This window comes from Streptomyces sp. NPDC036984 (assembly GCF_055607665.1).
Genome location: NZ_JBVJRL010000013.1, coordinates 87207 through 106765, shown reverse-complemented (window position 1 = coordinate 106765; position 19559 = coordinate 87207). Strand labels below are relative to the sequence as shown.

The window sequence follows — 19559 nt, the reverse complement described above, 5'->3', positions numbered from 1 at the left end:
CCATGTTCGTAGGTTGATCATATGGTCACCGGAATCTCTTGTCGCGCGGCAGTGTCGGCCTGCTCCCTCTGTGTGGCGGGCCTGCTGGTGCTCACGCCGGCCGCTGCCGCCGCCGCACCCCGGGCCGGGGAGCCCGCCCCGCCCCGCCCCCGGGCGGCGATGCCCGGGCCCTCCCTCCTCTACCACTCCGGCACCCAGGTCCGGCCGCACCGGGGCGCCCCCGAAGTGCCCGACGTCTCGGCGCTGTCCTGGCTCGTCGCCGACGCGGGCACCGGGGAGGTGCTGGCCGCGAACGACGCGCACCGCGAACTGCCGCCCGCGAGCACCCTGAAGACCCTGTTCGCACTCACCGTGCTGCCGGCGCTGCCCAGCGGCCTGCGGCACACCGTGCGGTACGAGGAGCTGGCGGACGTCGGCGAGGGCAGCAGCCTGGTCGGCGTCGAGGAGGGGCACACCTACCAGGTGGCCGACCTGTGGCGCGGGGTCTTCCTCAGCTCCGGGAACGACGCCGTGCACGTGCTCGCCGAGCTGGGCGGCGGCTGGCAGGCCACGGCCGGCCGCATGCAGGCCAAGGCCCGCTCACTCGGCGCCCTGGACACCCATGTGGTCTCCCCGGACGGCTACGACGCCCCCGGCCAGGTGTCCTCCGCCTTCGACCTGGCGGTGTTCGGCCGGGCCGGCCTGGCCAACCCCGACTTCGCCCGGTACTGCTCCACCGCCCTGGCGGACTTCCCCGGTGACGGGTCGCCGTACCCGATCGAGAACACCAACCGGCTGCTGACCGGCGAGGACGGCGTGGCGCCGTACCCCGGGCTGATCGGGATCAAGAACGGGTACACCAGCAACGCGGGCAACACGCTGGTGGCCGCGGCCCGCCGGGGCGGGCGCACCCTGGTGGTCAGCGTACTGAACCCTCAGAGCGACGGCGGGTTCACCGTGTACGAGGAGGCCCGCGCCCTGCTCGACTGGGGCTTCGACGCGGCCGGGCGGGTGGACCCGGTCGGCTCGCTGGACGGGCTGCGCACCCCGTCCCGTACCCGGGCCTCCGCCACGCCGGTGGCGGCGGCCGTGGCATCGGACGACGACTCGGGCTGGTCCGGAACCGCCGTCGTCGCGGGACTCTCCGGGCTCGGCGCCGGAGCCGTGGCGCTGGCGCTGCGGGTCAAGGGCAACCGGGCGCCGCGCGGCTGACCCGCCGGCATGCCGAGAGCGCCCGCGACCAGGTGCAGGAGCACGAGCGGGTTGAGGGCGCCGAGCCACAGGGCGGCGGCCGGGCCGGCGCCGCTGTGCCGGGCGAGGCGGGGCAGCGCCACGGCCATGAGGGCCACTTCAGGGCGCCTTCCGCGGCCCCCTGCCGACCCGTCCTGTCAGAACACCGACAGTCCGGTCAGGGTCGTGAACCGGTCCAGGGCCGCCACACCGGCCACCGAGTTGCCGCGTTCGTCCAAGCCTGGGCTCCACACGCACAGCGTGCACCGGCCGGGTACGACGGCGATGATCCCGCCGCCGACCCCGCTCTTGCCGGGCAGGCCGACCCGGTAGGCGAAATCGCCGGCCGCGTCGTACGTGCCGCAGGTGAGCATGACCGCGTTGACCTGCTTGGCCTGGCTGCGGCTGAGCAGCCGGCTGCCGTCGGCGCGGACGCCGTGCCGGGCGAGGAAGCCGGTGGCCAGGGCCAGGTCGGCGCAGGAGGCGGCGATGGAGCACTGCCGGAAGTACTGGTCGAGCAGGACCGGTATCTCGTTGTCGATGTTGCCGTAGGACGCCATGAAGTGGGCGAGGGCGGCGTTGCGGTCGCCGTGGGCGGTCTCGGAGGCGGCGACCTCCTTGTCGAAGTCGAGGGCGGGGTTGCCGCTCTCGGCGCGCAGGAAGGCCAGCAGCTCGCCGGCCGCGTCCCCGGTACGGGTCTGGAGGCGGTCGGTGACGACGAGGGCACCCGCGTTGATGAAAGGATTCCGCGGGATGCCGTTCTCGTACTCCAGCTGGACCAGGGAGTTGAACGGGTTGCCGGAGGGCTCGCGCCCCACGTGCTCCCAGAGTTCGTCGCCCTCCCGGGCCAGGTCCAGGGCGAGCGTGTAGACCTTGGTGATCGACTGCGCGGAGAACGGCTGCCGCCAGTCCCCCACCCCGTACACCGTGCCGTCGAGCTCGGCCACGGCCATGCCGAAGCTGCGCGGATCGCGGGCCGCGAGGGCCGGGATGTAGTCGGCGGGACGGCCGCGTCCGGGCGTGCGGCTGATCTCCTCGGCGATGCGCTCCAGGACCGGCAGGAAGGCGTGGGACGACGTCGTTGTCATGATCACCATTGTGCCCGCCAACCGGCCCCTGAGCGTAATCGTGGTGGCGTTGCCGCAGGTCAGGCGGCTGGCGCCCCGCTGCCCGCGACGATCTCGGGGCGTAGCAGGTCGGCGAGCCTCTCGGCGGGCAGCAGGCCCTTCTCCAGTACCAGTTCGGCCACGCCTCGGCCGGTGACGAGGGCCTCCTTGGCGATGTCGGTCGCCGCCGTGTAGCCGATGTGCGGGTTGAGCGCGGTGACCAGGCCGATGGAGTTCTCGACGGTCGCGCGCAGCTGCTCGGTGTTGGCGGTGATGCCGGACACGCAGCGCTCGGCGAGCGTGCGGCAGGCGCTCTGGAGGTGCGTGATCGACTCCGACAGGGAGTGCAGGATGACCGGCTCGAAGGCATTGAGCTGAAGCTGCCCGGCCTCGGCGGCCATGGTGATGGCGACATCGTTGCCGATCACCTCGAAGGCGACCTGGTTGACCACCTCGGGGATGACCGGGTTGACCTTGCCCGGCATGATCGACGAACCGGCCTGCACGGGCGGCAGATTGATCTCTCCGAGGCCCGCGCGCGGCCCCGACGACAGCAGGCGCAGGTCGTTGCAGCTCTTGGAGAGCTTGACCGCGACGCGCTTGAGAACGCCGGACATCTGGACGAAGGCGCCGCAGTCCTGGGTGGCCTCGACCAGGTTGGCGGCCGTGACCAGCGGGAGGCCGGTGATGGCTGCGAGGTGCCGGCGGGCGGCCTCGGCGTAGCCGGCGGGTGCGTTGAGGCCGGTGCCGATGGCCGTGGCGCCCAGGTTGATCTCATGGATCAACTCGACAGCCTCGGCAAGACGGCTGCGGTCCTCCTCAATCATGACGGCAAATGCAGAGAACTCCTGACCGAGCGTCATCGGTACTGCATCCTGCAACTGTGTACGGCCCATCTTGAGCACGTCACGGAACTCGACGGCCTTCCGGGCGAACGCGTCCTGCAGTACAGACATCGCCTTGAGCAGTCCATGTACCGCGAAGACCGTCGCTATCTTGACGGCGGTCGGGTAGACGTCATTGGTTGACTGGCCGAGGTTGACGTCCTCGTTGGGGTGCAGATGCGTGTACTGCCCCTTGGCGTGGCCGAGCAGCTCCAGCGCACGGTTCGCCACGACCTCGTTGGCGTTCATGTTGGTGGACGTGCCGGCCCCGCCCTGGATGACGTCCACGACGAACTGGTCGTGCAGCTTGCCGGCCCGGAGCTCGCGGCAGGCGGCGACGATCGCGGCGGCCTTCTCGGGCGCAAGCAGCCCGAGTTCCTCGTTGGCGAGCGCGGCGGCCTCCTTGACGGCGGCCAAGGCGTCGATCAGGTGCGGGTAGGCGGAGATCGGGGTGCCGGTGATGGGGAAGTTCTCCGTCGCGCGCAGGGTGTGGATGCCCCAGTACGCGTCGGCGGGGACGTCACGGTCGCCGAGCAGATCGTGTTCGCGGCGGGTGGCGGCGGTCATGGGAGTTCAGGTCCTCTTTCTGAGGTACGGAGGTGAGAGCGCCCCGAAAGGGGCGGGGGCGTTGTCGACGTGCGGCTACCGCCGTGCGGGCGCGACGAGCCACGGACGGCCCACGGACCGGAGACGACCCCCAGTCCCCCGAACGATCGGCGATCAGCGACGCGCTACGCGCAGGTGGTGAGCGGCACCGGGTCCAGCGCGCGCACGGCCCGCACGCACCCCACCGGCTCCCCGCCGCCCAGCAGGGGCTCCCCAGCGAACTCGGTCAGGAGGTCGGGGTTCACACCCGCGCGGGCGAGCGCCGCCGCGGCGACCGGAACACGCGCCCGATTCGCCCCGTCGGCGATCTTCACGGCGACAGCAGTGCCGTCGGGCAGCGCGGCCACCTGGACGCCCTCGAAGCCGTCCTTGGCGAGCAGCCCCGGCACGGCCCGCATGAGCGCGGCGACGTCCCGGCCGGAGCCGGAGGCCATTTCGGCGTGCTCCCGCATCGCGTCGGCGACCCGGGCCTCGGGGGTGCCGGGCGCTGCGGAGGTGATCCGGGCGAGGGCGCGGGCGAGGCCGTGCAGGGAGATGGAGAACAGCGGGGCGCCGCAGCCGTCCACGGTGACCCGGGCCACACGCTGGCCGGTCAGTTCCTCGACGGTCGCGGCGACGGTCTGCTGGAGCGGGTGCGCCGGGTCGAGGTAGTCCTCCAGGGACCAGCCGTTGAGCTTGGCCGTCCAGAGCATCGCCGCGTGCTTGCCGGAGCAGTTCTGGGCGAGCCGGGAGGGCAGCCGGCCCTCGTGGACCCAGGTGTCCCGGACGACCGGGTCGAACGGCATGTCGGGGACGTTGCGCAGGTCGTCCTCGGTGAGTCCGGCGAGTTCGAGGATGCGCCGGGTGCCGGCGAGGTGGCGCTCCTCGCCGGAGTGGCTGGCGGCGGCCAGCGAGAGCAGTTCGCCGTCGAGCGGGAGTCCGGCCCGCAGCATGGCCACGGCCTGGACGGGCTTGAGGGCCGAGCGCGGGTAGAAGGCGGCCTCGATGTCGCCGAGCCGGAACGGCACCTGGCCGTCGGCGCCGAGGACGACGACGGAGCCGTAGTGGATGCCCTCGACGACCCCGCCGCGGATGAGGTGGGCGACGGGAGCATGGAGGGGTTCGCGGACGACGGGTGCGTCGGCGGGGGAACTGCTGTACATCACTGCCTGAATCATGGGGTCGGGGTCGGCCGGAACGCGGGTCACGCGTCGGCGCCGGTGGATGTGCGGGCTGCGCGGGCGCGGATGCCGTACCAGCCCGCGACCAGCGCTGCGGCGATCAGCGGCAGACAGAGCACGGTGGTGCGTCCGGCGCCGCCGTCGGCGTACATGAGGACCAGGACGGAGGCGAGGAACGCCAGCGTCACGACTTCGGTCCAGGGGGAGCCCGGCAGCCGGTACGACGGCCGGGTCAGCTCGCCCTTCCGGGTCTTCTGCCAGAAGAGCAGGTGACAGAGCATGATCATGCCCCAGGTCGCGAGGATGCCGATCGCCGCGAAGTTGAGGACGATCTCGAAGGCGTCGGCGGGCACGACGTAGTTCAGGCCCACGCCGAGGACACAGATACCGCTGGTGAGCAGGATTCCGCCGTACGGGACCTGGCTGCGGCTCATCCGGCCGGTGAACTTCGGGGCCGAGCCGCTCATCGCCATGGAGCGCAGGATGCGGCCGGTGGAGTAGAGGCCGGAGTTGAGGGACGACATGGCCGCGGTCAGGACGACCAGGTTCATCACGCCGCCGGCCGCCGGGACGCCTATGTTGGACAGGACCGTGACGAAGGGGCTCTCGCCGGCGGTGTACTTGTTCCACGGGAGCAGCATCGACAGCAGGACCACCGAGCCGACGTAGAACAGGCCCACGCGCCACATGATCGAGTTGATCGCCTTCGGCATGATCTTCTCGGGGTTCTCGGTCTCGCCGGCGGCGACGCCGACCAGCTCTACGGAGGCGTAGGCGAAGACGACGCCCTGGACGATCAGCAGCATGGGCAGCAGGCCGTTGGGGAAGACGCCGCCGTTGTCGGTGATCAGTGACGGGCCGGGGTGGTGGCCGGCGACCGGGTGCTGGGTGACCAGCAGGAAGATGCCGATGCACATGAACACGACGAGCGCGCCGACCTTGACGATCGCGAACCAGAACTCCAGTTCGCCGAAGATCTTGACGGAGATCAGATTGACGGTCAGCACGACCGCCAGGGCGATCAATGCGATCAACCATTGCGGGATGTCGGAGAACATGCCCCAGTAGTGGGTGTAGGTCGCGACGGCCGTGATGTCGGCGATACCGGTGGTCGCCCAGTTGAGGAAGTACATCCAGCCCGCGGTGTACGCGCCCTTCTCGCCCAGGAACTCCCGGGCGTACGACACGAAGGCGCCGGAGGACGGGCGGTACAGGACGAGTTCGCCCAGGGCGCGCACGACCAGGAAGGCGAAGACGCCGCAGACGGCGTAGGCGATGAAGAGGGAGGGCCCGGCGTCGGCGAGCCGGCCGCCCGCGCCGAGGAAGAGGCCGGTGCCGATGGCACCGCCGATGGCGATCATGTTGACGTGCCGGTGCTTCAGGCCTTTGCTGTAGCCGGCGTCTCCGGCGTCGACATGGCCGGACGAGGGGCGCGTCTCGTCTTTGAGGTGCTGCTCGCTCACGCCTCGGGTCCGCCTTCCGTAGGGTGGTCCGTCCGCTGGGGACGCACGATGTCGGTGAGGGTCGTCTCTACGCGGTCCAGATGGTGGCTCATGGCCTCCACCGCGTCGTGTTCGGAACCGTCGACCAGCGCCTCGACGATCGCCCGGTGCTCGCGGTTGGACTGCTCGCGGCGGCCGCCCAGCTCGTTGAGGAAGGCCGACTGACGCGCCAGTGCGTCGCGGATCTCCTCGATGACCCGGCGGAAGACCGGGTTCTGGGCGGCCTCGGCCACGGCGAGGTGGAAGAGGGTGTCCATCGCGACCCAGGCGGTGGTGTCCGTCTCCCGCTCCATGCGGTCGAGCAGGTGGGCCAGGTGGTCCAGGTTCTCCGGGGTGCGGCGCCGGGCCGCGTATCCGGCGACCGGGATCTCGATGTGGCGACGCACTTCGAGCAGGTCGCTGGCCGCGTAGTCGCCGAAGGTGGGGTCCTCGACGGCGTTCGCGACGACGAAGGTGCCCTTGCCGGTCCGGGAGACCGTGAGGCCCATCGTCTGCAGCGCGCGCAGCGCCTCGCGGAGCACGGGCCGGGACACCTCGAGGGTGCGGCACAGCTCGGCCTCGGAGGGGAGCTTGTCGCCTATGGCGTACTCGCCCCGTTCGATGGCGCTGCGGAGGTGGGCGAGGACCGCTTCCATGGCGCTCACGCGCCGGGGGCCCCGGCCACCTGTCTGGCTGTCTGACAGGTTCACGGGAGACGATCCTGCGGGTTGCGGGTGGGAACTGTCAAGGCATCAAGTAAGGAAACATTTACGGGGTGCGGACGCCTGCATACAGGCATCCGCACCCCGTGGTTGACCAGCGCGTTCGCTCAGCTGCTGAGCGTGCCCGTGCCGAGGAGGCCGAGGAGGAGGACGCCGATCACGATCCGGTAGATCACGAAGGCGTTGAAGGAGTGCTTGGCGACGAACTTCAGCAGCCAGGCGATGGAGGCGTAGGCGACCACGAACGACACGATGGTACCGACGGCCAGCGGGGCCGCGCCCACACCCGCACCGAGGGCGTCCTTCAGCTCGTAGATGCCCGCGCCGGTCAGGGCCGGGATGCCGAGGAAGAAGGAGAGGCGGGTGGCGGCGACCCGGTCCAGGTCCAGGATGAGCGCGGTGGACATGGTGGCACCGGAGCGGGAGAAGCCGGGGAAGAGCAGGGCGAGGATCTGGGAGCAGCCGACCCACATCGCGTCCTTGAAGGACGTGTCGTCCTCACCGCGCTTGTGCCGCCCCATCTGGTCGGCGGCCCACATCACACCCGAGCCGATGATCAGGGAGCCGGCGACCACCCACAGCGAGGCGAGCGGGCCGTCGATCAGCGGCTTGGCTGCCAAACCCACCACGACGATCGGGATCGTGGCGGCAATCACCCACCAGGCGAACTTGTAGTCGTGGTGGTAGCGCTCCTCGCGGTTGGCCAGACCCCGGAACCAGGCGGTGACGATCCGCTTGATGTCCTTGAAGAAGTACACGAGCACGGCGGCGATGGCGCCGACCTGGATGACGGCCGAGAACCCGACGACGGACTTGTCGTCGACGGGAATGTCCATGAGCCCCTCGGCGATCTTCAGGTGACCCGTGGAGGACACCGGGAGGAACTCGGTCACCCCCTCGACTACTCCGAGGACGACGGCTTGACCGACGGAGATGGCGCTCATGGGATCCAGTTCTGAGGAGAGGGGGCCGACAGTGCCGTAGACAGTACTTGCTGTTTCCGGCCGGGCGACAAGCACCTAGGCCCACAGGGCGCCGGCGAACCAGACCCCGGTGAACGCCGCCGCGAGTCCCGCGATCAGGCTTGCCACGACGTTCACGGCAGCGTAGAGGCCGGAGCCGGCCTCGGTCAGCCGCAGGGTCTCGTAGGAGAAGGTCGAGTACGTCGTCAGCGCGCCGCACAGTCCGGTGCCCACCAGGAGTTGCGCATGGGGTCCGGCGACCCCGGCGGAGGCGGCACCGGTCAGCAGCCCGAGAACCAGGCAGCCGGCCACGTTCACCACGAAGGTGCCCCACGGGAAGAGCGTGTCGTGGCGGGCCTGCACGGCGCGGTCGGTGAGATAGCGCAGGGGTGCACCGACGGCGGCTCCGGCGATGACCAGCAGCCAGTTCACAACGAGTTCTTACCCTCCGTTTTCCGTTTTGTCCGAACTAGGCGCGTGCCCGGACCAGCACCCGGCGGGCGGCGGCCGAGGCGAGCCAGACCGCCGCGAGCGCCCCGCACAGCGTCGCGGCGAGATAGGCGAGCCCGAGGCCGGGTCGGCCGGCGTCGACCAGCTTGTGGATGTCGACCGCGTAGGTGGAGAAGGTGGTGAAGCCGCCGAGGACGCCGGTACCGAAGAACGGCCGCAGGAGGCGGTGGGCGGCCCACACCTCGATGATCAGCACCATGAACACCCCCATGACCGCGCAGCCGGCGACATTCGTCCACAAGGTCGCCCAGGGAAAGCCGCCGGGGGGCGTGGGCCAGGCGAGAGTGAGCGCGTAGCGGGCCACCGCGCCGAGCGCGCCGCCGAGTGCCACGACCGCGACGACGGGCGCCTGGGTACGCCACGCGGACCGCCGCGGCGGCGCCGGGCGGTCGCTGAGGCTCTCCGTTTCCGGGGCTGACATGCTCGTACGTCTCCTGTTCGGGCCCTGACCCGACGGGTGATCACGGCGGGACCAGGGTACCGCCGCCTCAGCGGACGGAGGGCCGCGCACAGACGGCCACTCCGGACTCCCAGAGGCTGCCGAGCACCAGATGATCGCCGGTCGCGCAGACACTCGTGACCATGCGGAAGCCGGAGCGCCGGCGGGTGAGGTGGTGCACGGTCCGGCCCTGGTCGTCGACGGCGACGACGCCGACGGTCCCGCTCGGGCGGTACGGCGCGTGTACGGCGGCCCGGGCGGCGCTCCGGCGGATCGCCGGCCCGGCGCGGTGCAGCAGGTCCAGCGGGGGGACGCGGGGACTGGCGAGGGCGACCCAGACCGGCCCGCCGGGACCCTCGCGCCAGAGGTTGTCCGGCATGCCCGGGAGGTCGGCGAAGGGTTCGGTGTGTCCGGCGCGAGGGCCGGTGAGCCGGTAGCGGGTGAGGCGGCAGGAGCCGCTCTCCGCGATCACCAGGAAGGAGCCGTCGGCGCTCGCGGCGAGTCCGTTCGCGAACTGCAGCCCTTCCAGCAGGACTTCCGGTTCTCCGCCACCGGGAGCGAGCCGCAGCAGGCGCCCGGTGCCGGTGTGTTCGACGATGTCCCCGATCCACTGGTCCAGGAGGTAGCGACGGCTGGACACGGTGACGTACACGGTGCCGTCGGGCAGGGCGACGGCGTTGCTGGCGAAGCGGAGCCGCTCCCCCGCCACCGAGTCCGCGAGGACCCGGACGGTGCCGTCGTCCGGGCTCACGCGCAGCAGGCCGCGTGCGGCGTCACACACCAGCAGGTCTCCGTCAGGGAGGAGTTCGAGCCCGAGCGGACGGCCGCCGGTCTCGGCCAGCACCTCCACGCGGGCCGTGAGCGGGTCGTCGAGCCGGTGGACGCGGAGAATGCGCCCGTCCGCCACTCCGGTCAGCACGCGCCCGTGCGCATCGGCGACGACGTCCTCGGGGCCGCGGGCGCCCAGGGAGACATAGTGGAGCGGCACGAGTGCCGTGGCTCGGTCCATATACGGTCCCTTCTCCATGGGGTCGGCCCGTCCTGGCAGCCGGGTCGCGCGCGTACCGGCCCGTCGGGCAGCGCCCCGCTCTGCAGGGGGCACCCGCCGGCGGACTTCCCAGCCCGCGGCCGGCTGCGTCACCACCCCTTCTCGAACATCCGGGCCACCTCGGCGATACGGATCTCGTCGCGGCGGTAGTAGGTGCGGCAGCGGACCCGGCGGGTGCGCAGGACGCCGAGGCGGGTGAGGAAGTCCAGGTGGGCTATGGCGGTCCGGCGGGGCACGCCGAGCTTGGCGGCGACGGCCCGGGCGGTGACACCGGTATCGGCGGGTTCCCGGGGGCGCGAGGCCGGGAAGTGGGCCTCGGGGTCCTTGAGCCATTCCAGGATGGTCTGCCGCATCCGGCCCGAGGGAGTTCCCATCATCCGTCCGCCCTCCGTCCCCGGCCTCCTCGTATGCAGTGTTCCCACTGTGGCGGCGGCGACGCGGTCACGTCCGGGACTCGGCATCCCTTGTCCGGTACCGAACGGCCGTGCGACCGAGGACCGGTGCCGGGGCCCGGAATACGGCGGGGGCCCGGTCGCAGTGTGCGAGCGGGCCCGGGTACGCGGGGTTCAGCGGTGGCTGAACCACGTCATCGAGGAGAGCGCCTTGTCGTCGTAGCCGAACAGGGCCTGGTTCTCCCAGCCGTTGCCGGAGGCGGCGTCGGTCGGGTCCCACCCGTTGCCGGTGACGGCGGTCCAGGTGGCCTCCCAGTAGAAGACGCCGAGACCGCGGCCGTTCGGGACGGCCTCCACGATGCTCGCCACGTCGTTCATCCACTTGGTCTGCCCGGCCGCGGTCGCCGGGTAGCCGGAGACGAGTTCTCCGGTGGTGTCGATCTGGTTGGTGAGCGAGTCGTCGCTGTCCAGGCGGAAGGGGTAGGCCGTCTCGGCGACGAACACCGGCTTGCCGTAGCGGGAGGCCGCGTCGTCCAGGGTGGTCTGGAAGTCGGAGAGCGGGCCGTGCCAGTAGCCGTAGTACGACAGCCCGATCGCGTCGAACTTCACCCCGCCCGCGACCGCGTTGTCGAACCACCACTCGGTGGCGGACCTGTCCCCGCCCCTGGCCAGGTGCAGCGCGACGAGGGTGGACGAGTTGACCGCCTTGACGGCGTTGTAGCCGGAGTTGATCAACCCTGCGAGCTGGGTCCAGTTGTCCGTTGATCCCTCGGACCACAGCATGCCACCATTGATCTCATTGCCCACCTGGACCATGTCGGCGGTGGTGCCTTGAGCCTTCAAGGCGCTCAACACGTCGTACGTGTGGTTGTACACGTCCGTCTTGAGTTGACTGTATGTATGACCCGTCCAAGCGGCCGGCTTGGTCTGCTTGCCCGGGTCGGCCCAGCTGTCCGAGTAGTGGAAGTCGACCAGGAGCTTCATGCCCTGCGCCTTGACGCGCTTGGCCGTCGCGAGGACGTGCGCCTTGTCGTTGAAGCCGTCGGCCGGGTTCACCCACACCTTCAGGCGCGCGTAGTTCATGCCGTACGACTTGAGGATGGAGACGGCGTCGCCGGTGGTGCCGGAGCCGGTCCGGTACACGCCGCCCTTGGCCTCGCTCTTGGCGAGGGAGGAGATGTCGGCGCCATGGATGGATGTACCCGTGGTGCCGGATGTGAAGGTGAGATCGTCAACATTGATCCAGTTGCCGGCCTTGGCATCACTGTTGATGCTGATGGTGCACTGGTTGTTGGTCACCTTGATCGGCGTGACGATCCGGATCCACCCACTGGACGAGATCGGCAGGTCCGTGCGCTGTTCGGAGCTGCCGCAGTTCTTGAGCGCTATGTACGCCGCGTTCTGCCCGCCGCTGGACCGGACCCACGCGGTCAGCGTGTAGTTCCCGTTGGTCAGCCCGGACAGGTACTGGTACGTCTCCACCTTGTAGGCGGAGGACGCGTAGTGGCTGAGGCGGTGACTCCCGCTGTGGCCGCCGGACTCGGTGTACGAGGCGCCGGTGTCGCCGTACTCGGACCAGCCGGCGGGCGTGGCCACGCCCGCACCGTCGGACTCGAAACCGCCGTTGGTGAGGGTGCTCGCGGCCTGGGCGGTCTGGGCGGGCAGGGCGGTGAGGGCGAGCCCGGCCGCGAGCGGCAGCAGCAGGGCTCTGATGGTGCGTCTGGGATGGAACTTCATCGTCCGTCGTCCCTTCGACGTAACTGGGGAGGGGGCCTCCAGTGGGGCTGGAGGAGAACCCCTCCGCCCACGGCTCTCGTGGCACACGCGGGCGGAGGGGAGCCGGCTCAGCCGTCGAGTCGGACGACCCGGACGGCCCCCGCGGGAACCGCCAGGCGGCTCGCGGCGCGTTCGCCCGTCAGCAGCTCGGTGCCGGGCGTGTCCAGCGGCACCTTGGTGTCGCCGGCGGTGTGGTTGATGACGAAGAGGTAGCTCCCCGACTCGCCTCGACGGCGCACGACCTCGACATCGCGCGGCAGGCCGGCACGCGGGGCGAGCCCGGCGTCGTCGGCCGCCCAGCCGATCAGCGCGTCCAGGCCGTGGGCGGCGAGGCGGGTGGAGACGTACCAGGCGGTGCCCCGCCCGAACCGGTGCCGGGTGATGGCCGGCCGGCCCGCGGTGAGCCCGTCGGCGTACGTCCACACGGTCTCGGCTCCGCGCGGGACGACGAACTCCGTCCACACGTCGCCGGTCAGCTCGGAGCCGTCGGGACCGGTCAGCCGCACGCGCTCGTCGCGCAGCAGCGGGGAGAACTCCTCCACGGTCAGGCCGAGGACGTCCCGCAGCGCGCCCGGGTAGGCCCCGTCGTGGACGGCGTCGTGCTCGTCCACGATGCCGGAGAAGTACGACACCACGAGCGTGCCGCCGTTCTCCACGTACTCCCGGACGTTGTCCCCCGCGGTCTGCGTCATCAGGTACTGGGCCGGCACGACCACCAGGTGATAAGCCGACAAGTCGGCTTCCGGGTGGGCGAAGTCGACCGTGAGGTGGCGGTCGTAGAGGGCCTCGTAGAAGGAGTCGGCGCGCTCTCGCGGGTCGTGGTCCTCGCTGGGGTGCCAGGCGAGGTTCTGGGCCCACCAGGACTGCCAGTCCCACAGCATGGCCGCGTCGGCCTGGGTGCGGGTGCCGCGGATCTCGCTCAGCGTGTCGACGGCGGCGCCGAGTTCGACCACCTCGCGCCACACCCGGGTCTCGGTGCCGCCGTGCGGCAGCATCGCCGAGTGGAACTTCTCGGCGCCGCGCCGGGACTGGCGCCACTGGAAGAACATCGCGCCCTCGGAGCCGCGCGCCACGTGCGCGAGGGAGTTGCGGGCCATCTGGCCGGGTGCCTTGGCCGGGTTGCGCGGCTGCCAGTTGACGCCCGAGGTGGAGTGCTCCAGCAGCAGCCAGGGGGCGCCGCCGGCGACCGAGCGGGTGAGGTCGGCGGCCATCGCGAGGTTGACGTGGGTGCGGCGGCCGTCGGTGATCAGGTAGTGGTCGTTGGTGACCAGGTCGACCTCGCGGCCCCAGGCCCAGTAGTCCATGGAGTCGCACTGGCTGAGGGCGGTCATGAAATTGGTGGTGACCGGGACGCCCGGCGAGAGGCGGTGCAGGATGTCCCGCTCGGCGCGGAAGTTCTCCCGGATGGTGGCGTCGGCGAACCGCTTGTAGTCCAGCGCCTGGCCCGGGTTGCCGACGGTCGGGGTGGCCCTGGGCGGGTTGATCTGGGCGAAGTCCGCGTAGCGCTGGCCCCAGAAGGCCGTGCCCCATGCCTCGTTGACCGCGTCGACCGTGCCGTAGGTGTCGGCGAGCCAGCGGCGGAAGTGGGCCGCGCATGAGTCGCAGTAACACGCCGAGACCGGGACGCCGTACTCGTTGTGGACGTGCCACATCGCGAGGGCCGGATGGTCGCCGTAGTGCTGGGCGAGCCGGGTGGTGACGGCCGCGGCGGCGGCGCGGTAGTCGTGGTTGCTGTGGCAGATCGCGCCGCGTGAGCCGAACTCGTAGCGCATGCCCTCGGCGGTGACCGGGAGGGCCTCGGGGTGCGCCCGGTAGAACCACGCGGGCGGCGCCACGGTGGGCGTGCCGAGGTCGACGCGGATGCCGCTCGCGTGCAGCAGATCGATGACCCGGTCGAGCCAGCCGAAGTCGTACTCCCCCGGCGCCGGCTCCAGCAGGGCCCAGGAGAAGATCCCGACGCTCACCATCGTGACGCCGGCCTCGCGCATCAGCCGGACGTCCTCCTGCCAGACGTTTTCCGGCCACTGCTCGGGGTTGTAGTCCCCGCCGAAGGCGAGCCTGGTGAGGTCCCTGGGGCCGGTGTCCGGCATGGATGTCTCCCGTGAAATCGATCATTTGGGAACGTGCACACACAGCGGAGGCGGTGCAAGCCCAACATAACCGCACAGCAACAACCATTGACAAGTGTCCGGGATGTTTCTCTACTGTGAACGCTCACAGAAGCATGGCAGGGACTTCCGTCAGGTGAGCGCCCAGGTCATGTGAACGTGCACATCTGCATGGCAGGTCCCCGCAGCGGGCGGGGACCCAGGTCAGGGGAGAAACCATGCCGCACACGAAGCGCCGCCGCCTCGTGACAACCGCCGTCGCCGTCTCTCTCGGCGCCACCGCCCTCGCCGCCTGCGGTTCCGAGGACGACAGCAAGGCCGAGTCGGGTCCGGTCTCGCTGACGTACTGGACCTGGACACCCGGCATGGACAAGGTCGTGGACCTGTGGAACAAGGGGCCGGGCAAGAAGGACCAGATCACCGTCACGGTGAAGAAGCAGGCGTCCGGCGACACACTGGTCACCAAGATCCTCACCGCGCACAAGGCGGACAAGGCCCCGGACCTGGTGCAGGCCGAGTACCAGGCGCTGCCGACGCTGGTCAGCAATGACGCGCTGGCCGACATATCCGGGGAAGTCGGCGACGCCAAGGGCAAGTTCGCCGAGGGCGTCTGGCAGCAGACCACGCTCGGCACGGACGCGGTCTACGCGGTGCCGCAGGACATCGGCCCGATGATGTTCTACTACCGCGAGGACCTGTTCAAGAAGTACGGCCTGAAGGTCCCCACCACGTGGGAGCAGTTCGCCGAGACGGCTCGCGCGCTGAAGAAGAAGGCGCCGGACAAGTCCCTGACCACTTTCTCCGCAAACGACTCCGGCCTCTTCGCGGGTCTCGCCCAGCAGGCCGGCGCCAAGTGGTGGACCACCTCCGGGGACAAGTGGAAGGTCTCCATCAACGACGCGGCCACCCGGAAGGTCGCCAAGTTCTGGGGCGGGCTGGTCAAGGAAGGTGTCATCGACAACCAGCCCATGTACCAGCCTGCCTGGAACAAGGCGCTGAACACGGGCAAGGAGATCGCCTGGGTCAGCGCCGTGTGGGCGCCGGGCACGCTCACCACGGCCGCGCCGGACACCAAGGGCAAGTGGGCCATGGCCCCGCTCCCCCAGTGGTCGCTGGACCAGGACGTCACCGGCAGCTGGGGCGGCTCCTCCACGGCCGTCACCACCGACTCGGCGCACAAGGAGGCCGCGGCCAAGTTCGCCGCCTGGCTGAACACCGACCACGACGCCCTGAACGCGCTGGCGAAGGAGGGCGGCATCTACCCGGCCTCCACCTCCGCCCAGCTGAGCGGCGCCTTCTCCAACCCGCCGGCGTACTTCTCCAACCAGCCGGACTTCTACACCAGGGCCGCCGACATCGCGAAGACCACGGCGCCCTCCGCGTGGGGCCCGAACGTGAACGTCGCCTACGCGACCTTCAACGACGCCTTCGGCGCCGCCGCCAAGACCAAGTCGGACTTCACCGCCGCCCTGGACAAGATGCAGGACGCCACGGTCGCTGACATGAAGAAGCAGGGCTTCGGAGTCTCTCGGTGACCAGCACGCAAAGCCGGGAGGCATACGGGGTCAAGGGGGCCCCGTATGCCCACCCGTCTCCCACCACCGCCCTCAAGCGAGCGCGCAGCGCGCCCTATGTCTTCCTCCTCCCCGCCACGCTCCTTTTCGCTCTCTTCTTCGCGCTGCCCATCGGGTACGCGGTCTGGCTCAGCTTCCGCAAGGTGCATGTGTCCGGTCTCGGCCTGGGGCCGGGTGCGCGGAGCGAAGTCTGGGCCGGCTTCGAGAACTACACCGACGCCTTCCGGGACAGCGAGCTGCTGAACGGCGCGCTGCGCGTGCTCGGCTACGGCTGCATCGTCGTCCCGGTGATGCTCGGCCTCGCGCTGCTGTTCGCGCTGATGCTGGACTCCGACAAGGTGCGGCTCGCCCCGTTCACCCGGCTCGCGATCTTCCTGCCGTACGCCATCCCGGGCGTGGTCGCTGCGCTGATGTGGGGCTTTCTGTACCTGCCGGACGTCAGCCCGTTCTACTTCGTGCTCGACGAACTGGGCCTGCCGCAGCCGGACCTGCTGGACGGCGGTCCGCTCTATCTCGCCCTGTCGAACATCGCGGTCTGGGGCGGCACCGGGTTCAACATGATCGTCATCTACACCTCGCTCCGGTCCATCCCGGCCGAGGTCTACGAGGCGGCGAAGCTGGACGGCGCCACCCCGCTCCAGATCGCCCTGCGCATCAAGATTCCGATGGTGGCGCCCTCGCTGGTGCTGACCTTCTTCTTCTCGATCATCGCGACGCTCCAGGTGTTCAACGAGCCGACCACCCTCAAGCCGCTCACCAACTCCGTCAACACGAGCTGGAGTCCGCTGATGAAGGTGTACCAGGACGCCTTCCGCCGCGGCGACATCTACTCGGCCGCCGCCGAGGCGACCCTGATCGCGCTGGCCACCCTGGTGCTGTCCTTCGCGTTCCTGCGGGCCGCGAACCGTCGCAACAAGGAGGAGGCAGCAGGATGAGTGCCCTCGCCGTCCGCAAGGCCGCCCCGGCCGCCGGCACCACCCCGGGTACGGCACAGGGCCCGCCGCTGCGCCGCCGCATCACGCTGATCCCGACGCTCACCCTGCTGCTCGGCGCGATCTACACGCTGCTGCCGGTCGCCTGGGTGGTGATCGCCTCCACCAAGTCCGGGCGCGAGCTGTTCTCCACCTTCACCTTCCTGCCCGGCACCGGCTTCGCCGACAACCTCAAGGACCTGAACGCCTACCGGGACGGCGTGTACTGGAAGTGGATGGGCAACTCCGCCCTGTACGCCGGTCTCGGCGCCCTGCTCTCCACGGCCGTCTCGGCGTTCAGCGGCTACGCGCTCGCGACCTACCGCTTCCACGGCCGCGAGACGATGTTCAACGTGCTGCTCGCGGGCGTGCTGATGCCGCCGGTGATCCTCGCGATCCCGCAGTACCTGCTGCTGGCGAAGGCCGACCTCACGGACTCCTACCTGTCCGTGCTGCTGCCGCAGATCCTCTCCCCGTACGGCGTCTACCTCGCCCGGATCTACGCGTCCGCCGCGGTGCCGGCCGATGTGGTGGAGGCCGGGCGGATGGACGGGGCGAGCGAGTGGCGGATCTTCACCCGGATCGCGCTGCCGATGATGATCCCCGGCATGGTCACGGTGTTCCTGTTCCAGTTCGTCGCGATCTGGAACAACTTCCTGCTGCCGTTCATCATGCTCAGCGACGACGAGAAGTTCCCGCTGACGCTGGGTCTGTACACGCTGCTGGAGCAGGGCTCGAACACCCCGGCGCTGTACACCCTGGTGATCACGGGCGCGTTCCTCGCGGTGCTCCCGCTGATCGCTCTCTTCCTGGTCATTCAGCGCTTCTGGAGTCTGGATCTGCTGTCCGGGGCCGTAAAGTCATGACCATGAGCAATACGGGGGGCCGGCGCAAACCGCCGACGATCCACGACGTGGCGCGCGAGGCAGGTGTCTCGCGCGGCACCGTCTCGCGTGTGCTCAACGGCGGCCACTACGTCAGCCCCGCCGCCCAGGAAGCGGTCAACGCCGCCATCCGCAGGACCGGGTACGTCGTGAACCGGCACGCCCGCTCCCTGATCACCGGCCGCTCGGACTCGGTCGGCTTCCTGCTGACCGAGCCGCAGGAGCGGTTCTTCGAGGACCCCAACTTCAACGTCCTGCTGCGCGGCTGCACCCAGGCGCTGGCCGCGCACGACATCCCGCTGCTGCTGATGCTGGCGGGCACGCAGGACGAGCGGCGCCGGATCACGCGGTACATCACCGCCGGGCATGTCGACGGGGTGCTGCTGGTCTCCAGCCACTCCGGCGATCCGGTCGCCGAGGAGCTGCGGGAGGCGGGCGTGCCGCTGGTGGCCTGCGGCAAGCCGATCGGGCTGGGCTCGAAGGTGAGTTACGTGGCCGCCGACGACCGGGACGGCGCCCGGGACATGGTCCGGCATCTGCTGTCGCTGGGCCGGCGCCGGATCGGCGTGGTCACCGGCCCGCCGGACACGCCGGGCGGTGTGGAGCGGCTCGCCGGCTACCGGGAGGTGCTCGCCGAGGCGGGCATCGCGGCCGACGAGCGGCTCATCGTCTCCGGCGACTACAGCCGGGCCAGCGGGGAGGCGGGCGCGGAGCGGCTGCTGGCGCAGGCGCCGGACGTGGATGCCGTGTTCGTCGCCTCCGACCTGATGGCGCAGGGCGTGCTGGCGGCCCTGCACCGGGCCGGGAGGCGGGTGCCGGACGACATCGCCGTCGGCGGCTTCGACGACTCGCCGGCGGCGACCGCCGCCACCCCGGCGCTCACCACCATCCGGCAGCCGTGGGACCGGATCAGCAACGAGATGGTGCGGGTGCTGCTGGCCCAGATCGGCGGTGAGGACCCGGCGGCGGTGATCCTGCCGACGGAGCTGGTCAAGCGCGACTCGACGTGACGTTCGGTGCGCCGAGGCGCACGGCCTGGCATGCGACCTGCGGTGAGGCGCCGTACGGCGCGACGGTGGTCCGCTCGCCGGTGACGGTGCCGTCCAGGCACAGCTGGCCGCCCATGACCCGCAGGTCGAGCGTGAAGGTCACGGATCCGCCCGCCCTCTGCGGGCCGTCGATGCGCTCGTCGAGGTAGCCGAGGCCGCGCAACACGTCCTTGACCTGGCCCGGGGTGGGATCGGGCGTCTTGTCGAGGGCGTCGGTGATCCGGCGGACGTGGACACGGGCCTCGCACTTCTCGACGGCGCCCAGCGGCACCTCCTCGCGGGGGTTCGCCGGGGTCCCGGTGCCGTCCGGGGCCGGCGGGCCGCCCGGGAGCGAGGGAAGGGGTGTGGGAGCGGTCCGTGGTGCCGCGGTCTCGGACGGCTCCGGCGAGGCGGTGGCGGGCGGCTGCGGCACACACGGCTCGGCGAGCGAGTCCAGGAGTTCCATGAACGCGACGAACTCCGGGCCCTCGGACTGCGTACGCGCGGCCACGGGCCGGCTGCCGGCACCGTCGGCTCCCTGGGGCTCGCCGCCCGCCCGGTCGGTGCCGCAGGCGGCGAGGACCAGGGCGCACAGGGCGAGCGGCACGGCGCGGTTGCGGACCCGGGCGCGCCCAACTGCCCGCTGGGCAAAGGTTCTTCTGTTCGAAGTCGGCTGCATGGGTGCAGTCTCGGGGGCGG

General features: G+C 70.6%; 18 protein-coding genes and 1 pseudogene. 5 read left to right on the top strand and 14 right to left on the bottom strand.

From position 1 onward, the window contains the following. Positions 1-21: 21 nt before the first annotated feature. Positions 22-1191, top strand: coding sequence for a D-alanyl-D-alanine carboxypeptidase family protein (locus ACZ7DL_RS23540; protein WP_470776689.1), 1170 nt, complete (start codon positions 22-24; stop codon positions 1189-1191). Positions 1192-1208: 17 nt separating this feature from the next. Here the strand turns inward: ACZ7DL_RS23540 and ACZ7DL_RS23535 are convergent. The 13 genes and pseudogenes from ACZ7DL_RS23535 to ACZ7DL_RS23475 all read right to left on the bottom strand — a co-directional run. Next, a pseudogene (locus ACZ7DL_RS23535) lies at positions 1209-1328 on the bottom strand (MptA/MptB family glycosyltransferase); the annotation flags it as partial. A 39-nt stretch (positions 1329-1367) separates the two neighbouring features. Then, positions 1368-2306, bottom strand: coding sequence for a glutaminase (locus tag ACZ7DL_RS23530; RefSeq protein WP_470776688.1), 939 nt, complete (start codon positions 2304-2306; stop codon positions 1368-1370). 50 nt (positions 2307-2356) lie between these two features. Then, positions 2357-3766, bottom strand: a complete 1410-nt coding sequence (gene aspA / locus ACZ7DL_RS23525) for an aspartate ammonia-lyase (RefSeq protein WP_470776686.1) — start codon at positions 3764-3766, stop codon at positions 2357-2359. A gap of 164 nt (positions 3767-3930) precedes the next feature. Further along, entirely contained in the window at positions 3931-4947 is a 1017-nt protein-coding gene (locus ACZ7DL_RS23520; protein WP_470776684.1) for an asparaginase, read from the bottom strand. Between the two features lie 41 nt (positions 4948-4988). Next, entirely contained in the window at positions 4989-6428 is a 1440-nt protein-coding gene (locus tag ACZ7DL_RS23515) for an amino acid permease (RefSeq protein WP_470776682.1), read from the bottom strand. Continuing rightward, the gene (locus ACZ7DL_RS23510) at positions 6425-7102 is read right to left on the bottom strand and encodes a FadR/GntR family transcriptional regulator (protein ID WP_470776914.1); all 678 of its coding nucleotides are present in this window, start codon (positions 7100-7102) and stop codon (positions 6425-6427) included. The genes ACZ7DL_RS23515 and ACZ7DL_RS23510 overlap by 4 nt, the downstream gene beginning before the upstream one ends. A 173-nt stretch (positions 7103-7275) precedes the next feature. Continuing rightward, on the bottom strand, positions 7276-8112 hold the full coding sequence (locus tag ACZ7DL_RS23505; RefSeq protein WP_470776680.1) for an undecaprenyl-diphosphate phosphatase: 837 nt from the start codon (positions 8110-8112) through the stop codon (positions 7276-7278). Between the two features lie 75 nt (positions 8113-8187). Beyond that, on the bottom strand, positions 8188-8562 hold the full coding sequence (crcB, locus tag ACZ7DL_RS23500; protein ID WP_470776679.1) for a fluoride efflux transporter CrcB: 375 nt from the start codon (positions 8560-8562) through the stop codon (positions 8188-8190). A 37-nt stretch (positions 8563-8599) separates the two neighbouring features. Continuing rightward, positions 8600-9061 (bottom strand): fluoride efflux transporter CrcB, encoded by a 462-nt coding sequence (gene crcB / locus ACZ7DL_RS23495; protein ID WP_470776677.1) that lies wholly within the window; start codon positions 9059-9061, stop codon positions 8600-8602. A 67-nt stretch (positions 9062-9128) separates the two neighbouring features. Next, positions 9129-10088: an SMP-30/gluconolactonase/LRE family protein gene (locus tag ACZ7DL_RS23490; RefSeq protein WP_470776675.1), complete on the bottom strand. Its 960-nt coding sequence runs from the start codon at positions 10086-10088 to the stop codon at positions 9129-9131. Between the two features lie 128 nt (positions 10089-10216). After that, the gene (locus ACZ7DL_RS23485; protein WP_470776673.1) at positions 10217-10504 is read right to left on the bottom strand and encodes a helix-turn-helix domain-containing protein; all 288 of its coding nucleotides are present in this window, start codon (positions 10502-10504) and stop codon (positions 10217-10219) included. Positions 10505-10693: 189 nt separating this feature from the next. Continuing rightward, entirely contained in the window at positions 10694-12256 is a 1563-nt protein-coding gene (locus tag ACZ7DL_RS23480) for a glycoside hydrolase family 53 protein (protein WP_470776671.1), read from the bottom strand. 107 nt (positions 12257-12363) lie between these two features. Continuing rightward, a complete protein-coding gene (locus ACZ7DL_RS23475; protein ID WP_470776670.1) occupies positions 12364-14385 on the bottom strand; it encodes a beta-galactosidase in 2022 nt (673 codons plus the stop codon). Positions 14386-14621: 236 nt separating this feature from the next. On the opposite strand from ACZ7DL_RS23475, the gene ACZ7DL_RS23470 reads away from it, so the two are divergent. From ACZ7DL_RS23470 to ACZ7DL_RS23455, 4 genes are read left to right on the top strand one after another with little or no spacing between them, the layout of a single operon-like run. Continuing rightward, on the top strand, positions 14622-15938 hold the full coding sequence (locus ACZ7DL_RS23470; protein ID WP_470776668.1) for an ABC transporter substrate-binding protein: 1317 nt from the start codon (positions 14622-14624) through the stop codon (positions 15936-15938). Beyond that, a complete protein-coding gene (locus tag ACZ7DL_RS23465; protein ID WP_470776666.1) occupies positions 15935-16912 on the top strand; it encodes a carbohydrate ABC transporter permease in 978 nt (325 codons plus the stop codon). The genes ACZ7DL_RS23470 and ACZ7DL_RS23465 overlap by 4 nt, the downstream gene beginning before the upstream one ends. Continuing rightward, the gene (locus tag ACZ7DL_RS23460) at positions 16909-17814 is read left to right on the top strand and encodes a carbohydrate ABC transporter permease (RefSeq protein WP_470776664.1); all 906 of its coding nucleotides are present in this window, start codon (positions 16909-16911) and stop codon (positions 17812-17814) included. Before ACZ7DL_RS23465 ends, ACZ7DL_RS23460 begins: the two co-directional genes overlap by 4 nt. Then, a complete protein-coding gene (locus tag ACZ7DL_RS23455; protein WP_470776662.1) occupies positions 17811-18842 on the top strand; it encodes a LacI family DNA-binding transcriptional regulator in 1032 nt (343 codons plus the stop codon). The genes ACZ7DL_RS23460 and ACZ7DL_RS23455 overlap by 4 nt, the downstream gene beginning before the upstream one ends. Here the strand turns inward: ACZ7DL_RS23455 and ACZ7DL_RS23450 are convergent. Beyond that, positions 18823-19539: a hypothetical protein gene (locus ACZ7DL_RS23450; RefSeq protein WP_470776660.1), complete on the bottom strand. Its 717-nt coding sequence runs from the start codon at positions 19537-19539 to the stop codon at positions 18823-18825. The genes ACZ7DL_RS23455 and ACZ7DL_RS23450 overlap by 20 nt on opposite strands. Between the last annotated feature and the right edge of the window lie 20 nt (positions 19540-19559).

Bases quoted from the DNA above. Each gene is read 5' to 3' on its own strand.
- ACZ7DL_RS23540 (WP_470776689.1), top strand. From the start codon at position 22: ATGGTCACCGGAATCTCTTGTCGCGCGGCAGTGTCGGCCTGCTCCCTC.
- ACZ7DL_RS23530 (WP_470776688.1), bottom strand. From the start codon at position 2,306: ATGGTGATCATGACAACGACGTCGTCCCACGCCTTCCTGCCGGTCCTG.
- aspA (WP_470776686.1), bottom strand. From the start codon at position 3,766: ATGACCGCCGCCACCCGCCGCGAACACGATCTGCTCGGCGACCGTGAC.
- ACZ7DL_RS23520 (WP_470776684.1), bottom strand. From the start codon at position 4,947: ATGTACAGCAGTTCCCCCGCCGACGCACCCGTCGTCCGCGAACCCCTC.
- ACZ7DL_RS23510 (WP_470776914.1), bottom strand. From the start codon at position 7,102: ATGGAAGCGGTCCTCGCCCACCTCCGCAGCGCCATCGAACGGGGCGAG.
- ACZ7DL_RS23505 (WP_470776680.1), bottom strand. From the start codon at position 8,112: ATGAGCGCCATCTCCGTCGGTCAAGCCGTCGTCCTCGGAGTAGTCGAG.
- crcB (WP_470776677.1), bottom strand. From the start codon at position 9,061: ATGTCAGCCCCGGAAACGGAGAGCCTCAGCGACCGCCCGGCGCCGCCG.
- ACZ7DL_RS23490 (WP_470776675.1), bottom strand. From the start codon at position 10,088: ATGGACCGAGCCACGGCACTCGTGCCGCTCCACTATGTCTCCCTGGGC.
- ACZ7DL_RS23485 (WP_470776673.1), bottom strand. From the start codon at position 10,504: ATGATGGGAACTCCCTCGGGCCGGATGCGGCAGACCATCCTGGAATGG.
- ACZ7DL_RS23480 (WP_470776671.1), bottom strand. From the start codon at position 12,256: ATGAAGTTCCATCCCAGACGCACCATCAGAGCCCTGCTGCTGCCGCTC.
- ACZ7DL_RS23475 (WP_470776670.1), bottom strand. From the start codon at position 14,385: ATGCCGGACACCGGCCCCAGGGACCTCACCAGGCTCGCCTTCGGCGGG.
- ACZ7DL_RS23470 (WP_470776668.1), top strand. From the start codon at position 14,622: ATGCCGCACACGAAGCGCCGCCGCCTCGTGACAACCGCCGTCGCCGTC.
- ACZ7DL_RS23460 (WP_470776664.1), top strand. From the start codon at position 16,909: ATGAGTGCCCTCGCCGTCCGCAAGGCCGCCCCGGCCGCCGGCACCACC.
- ACZ7DL_RS23455 (WP_470776662.1), top strand. From the start codon at position 17,811: ATGACCATGAGCAATACGGGGGGCCGGCGCAAACCGCCGACGATCCAC.
- ACZ7DL_RS23450 (WP_470776660.1), bottom strand. From the start codon at position 19,539: ATGCAGCCGACTTCGAACAGAAGAACCTTTGCCCAGCGGGCAGTTGGG.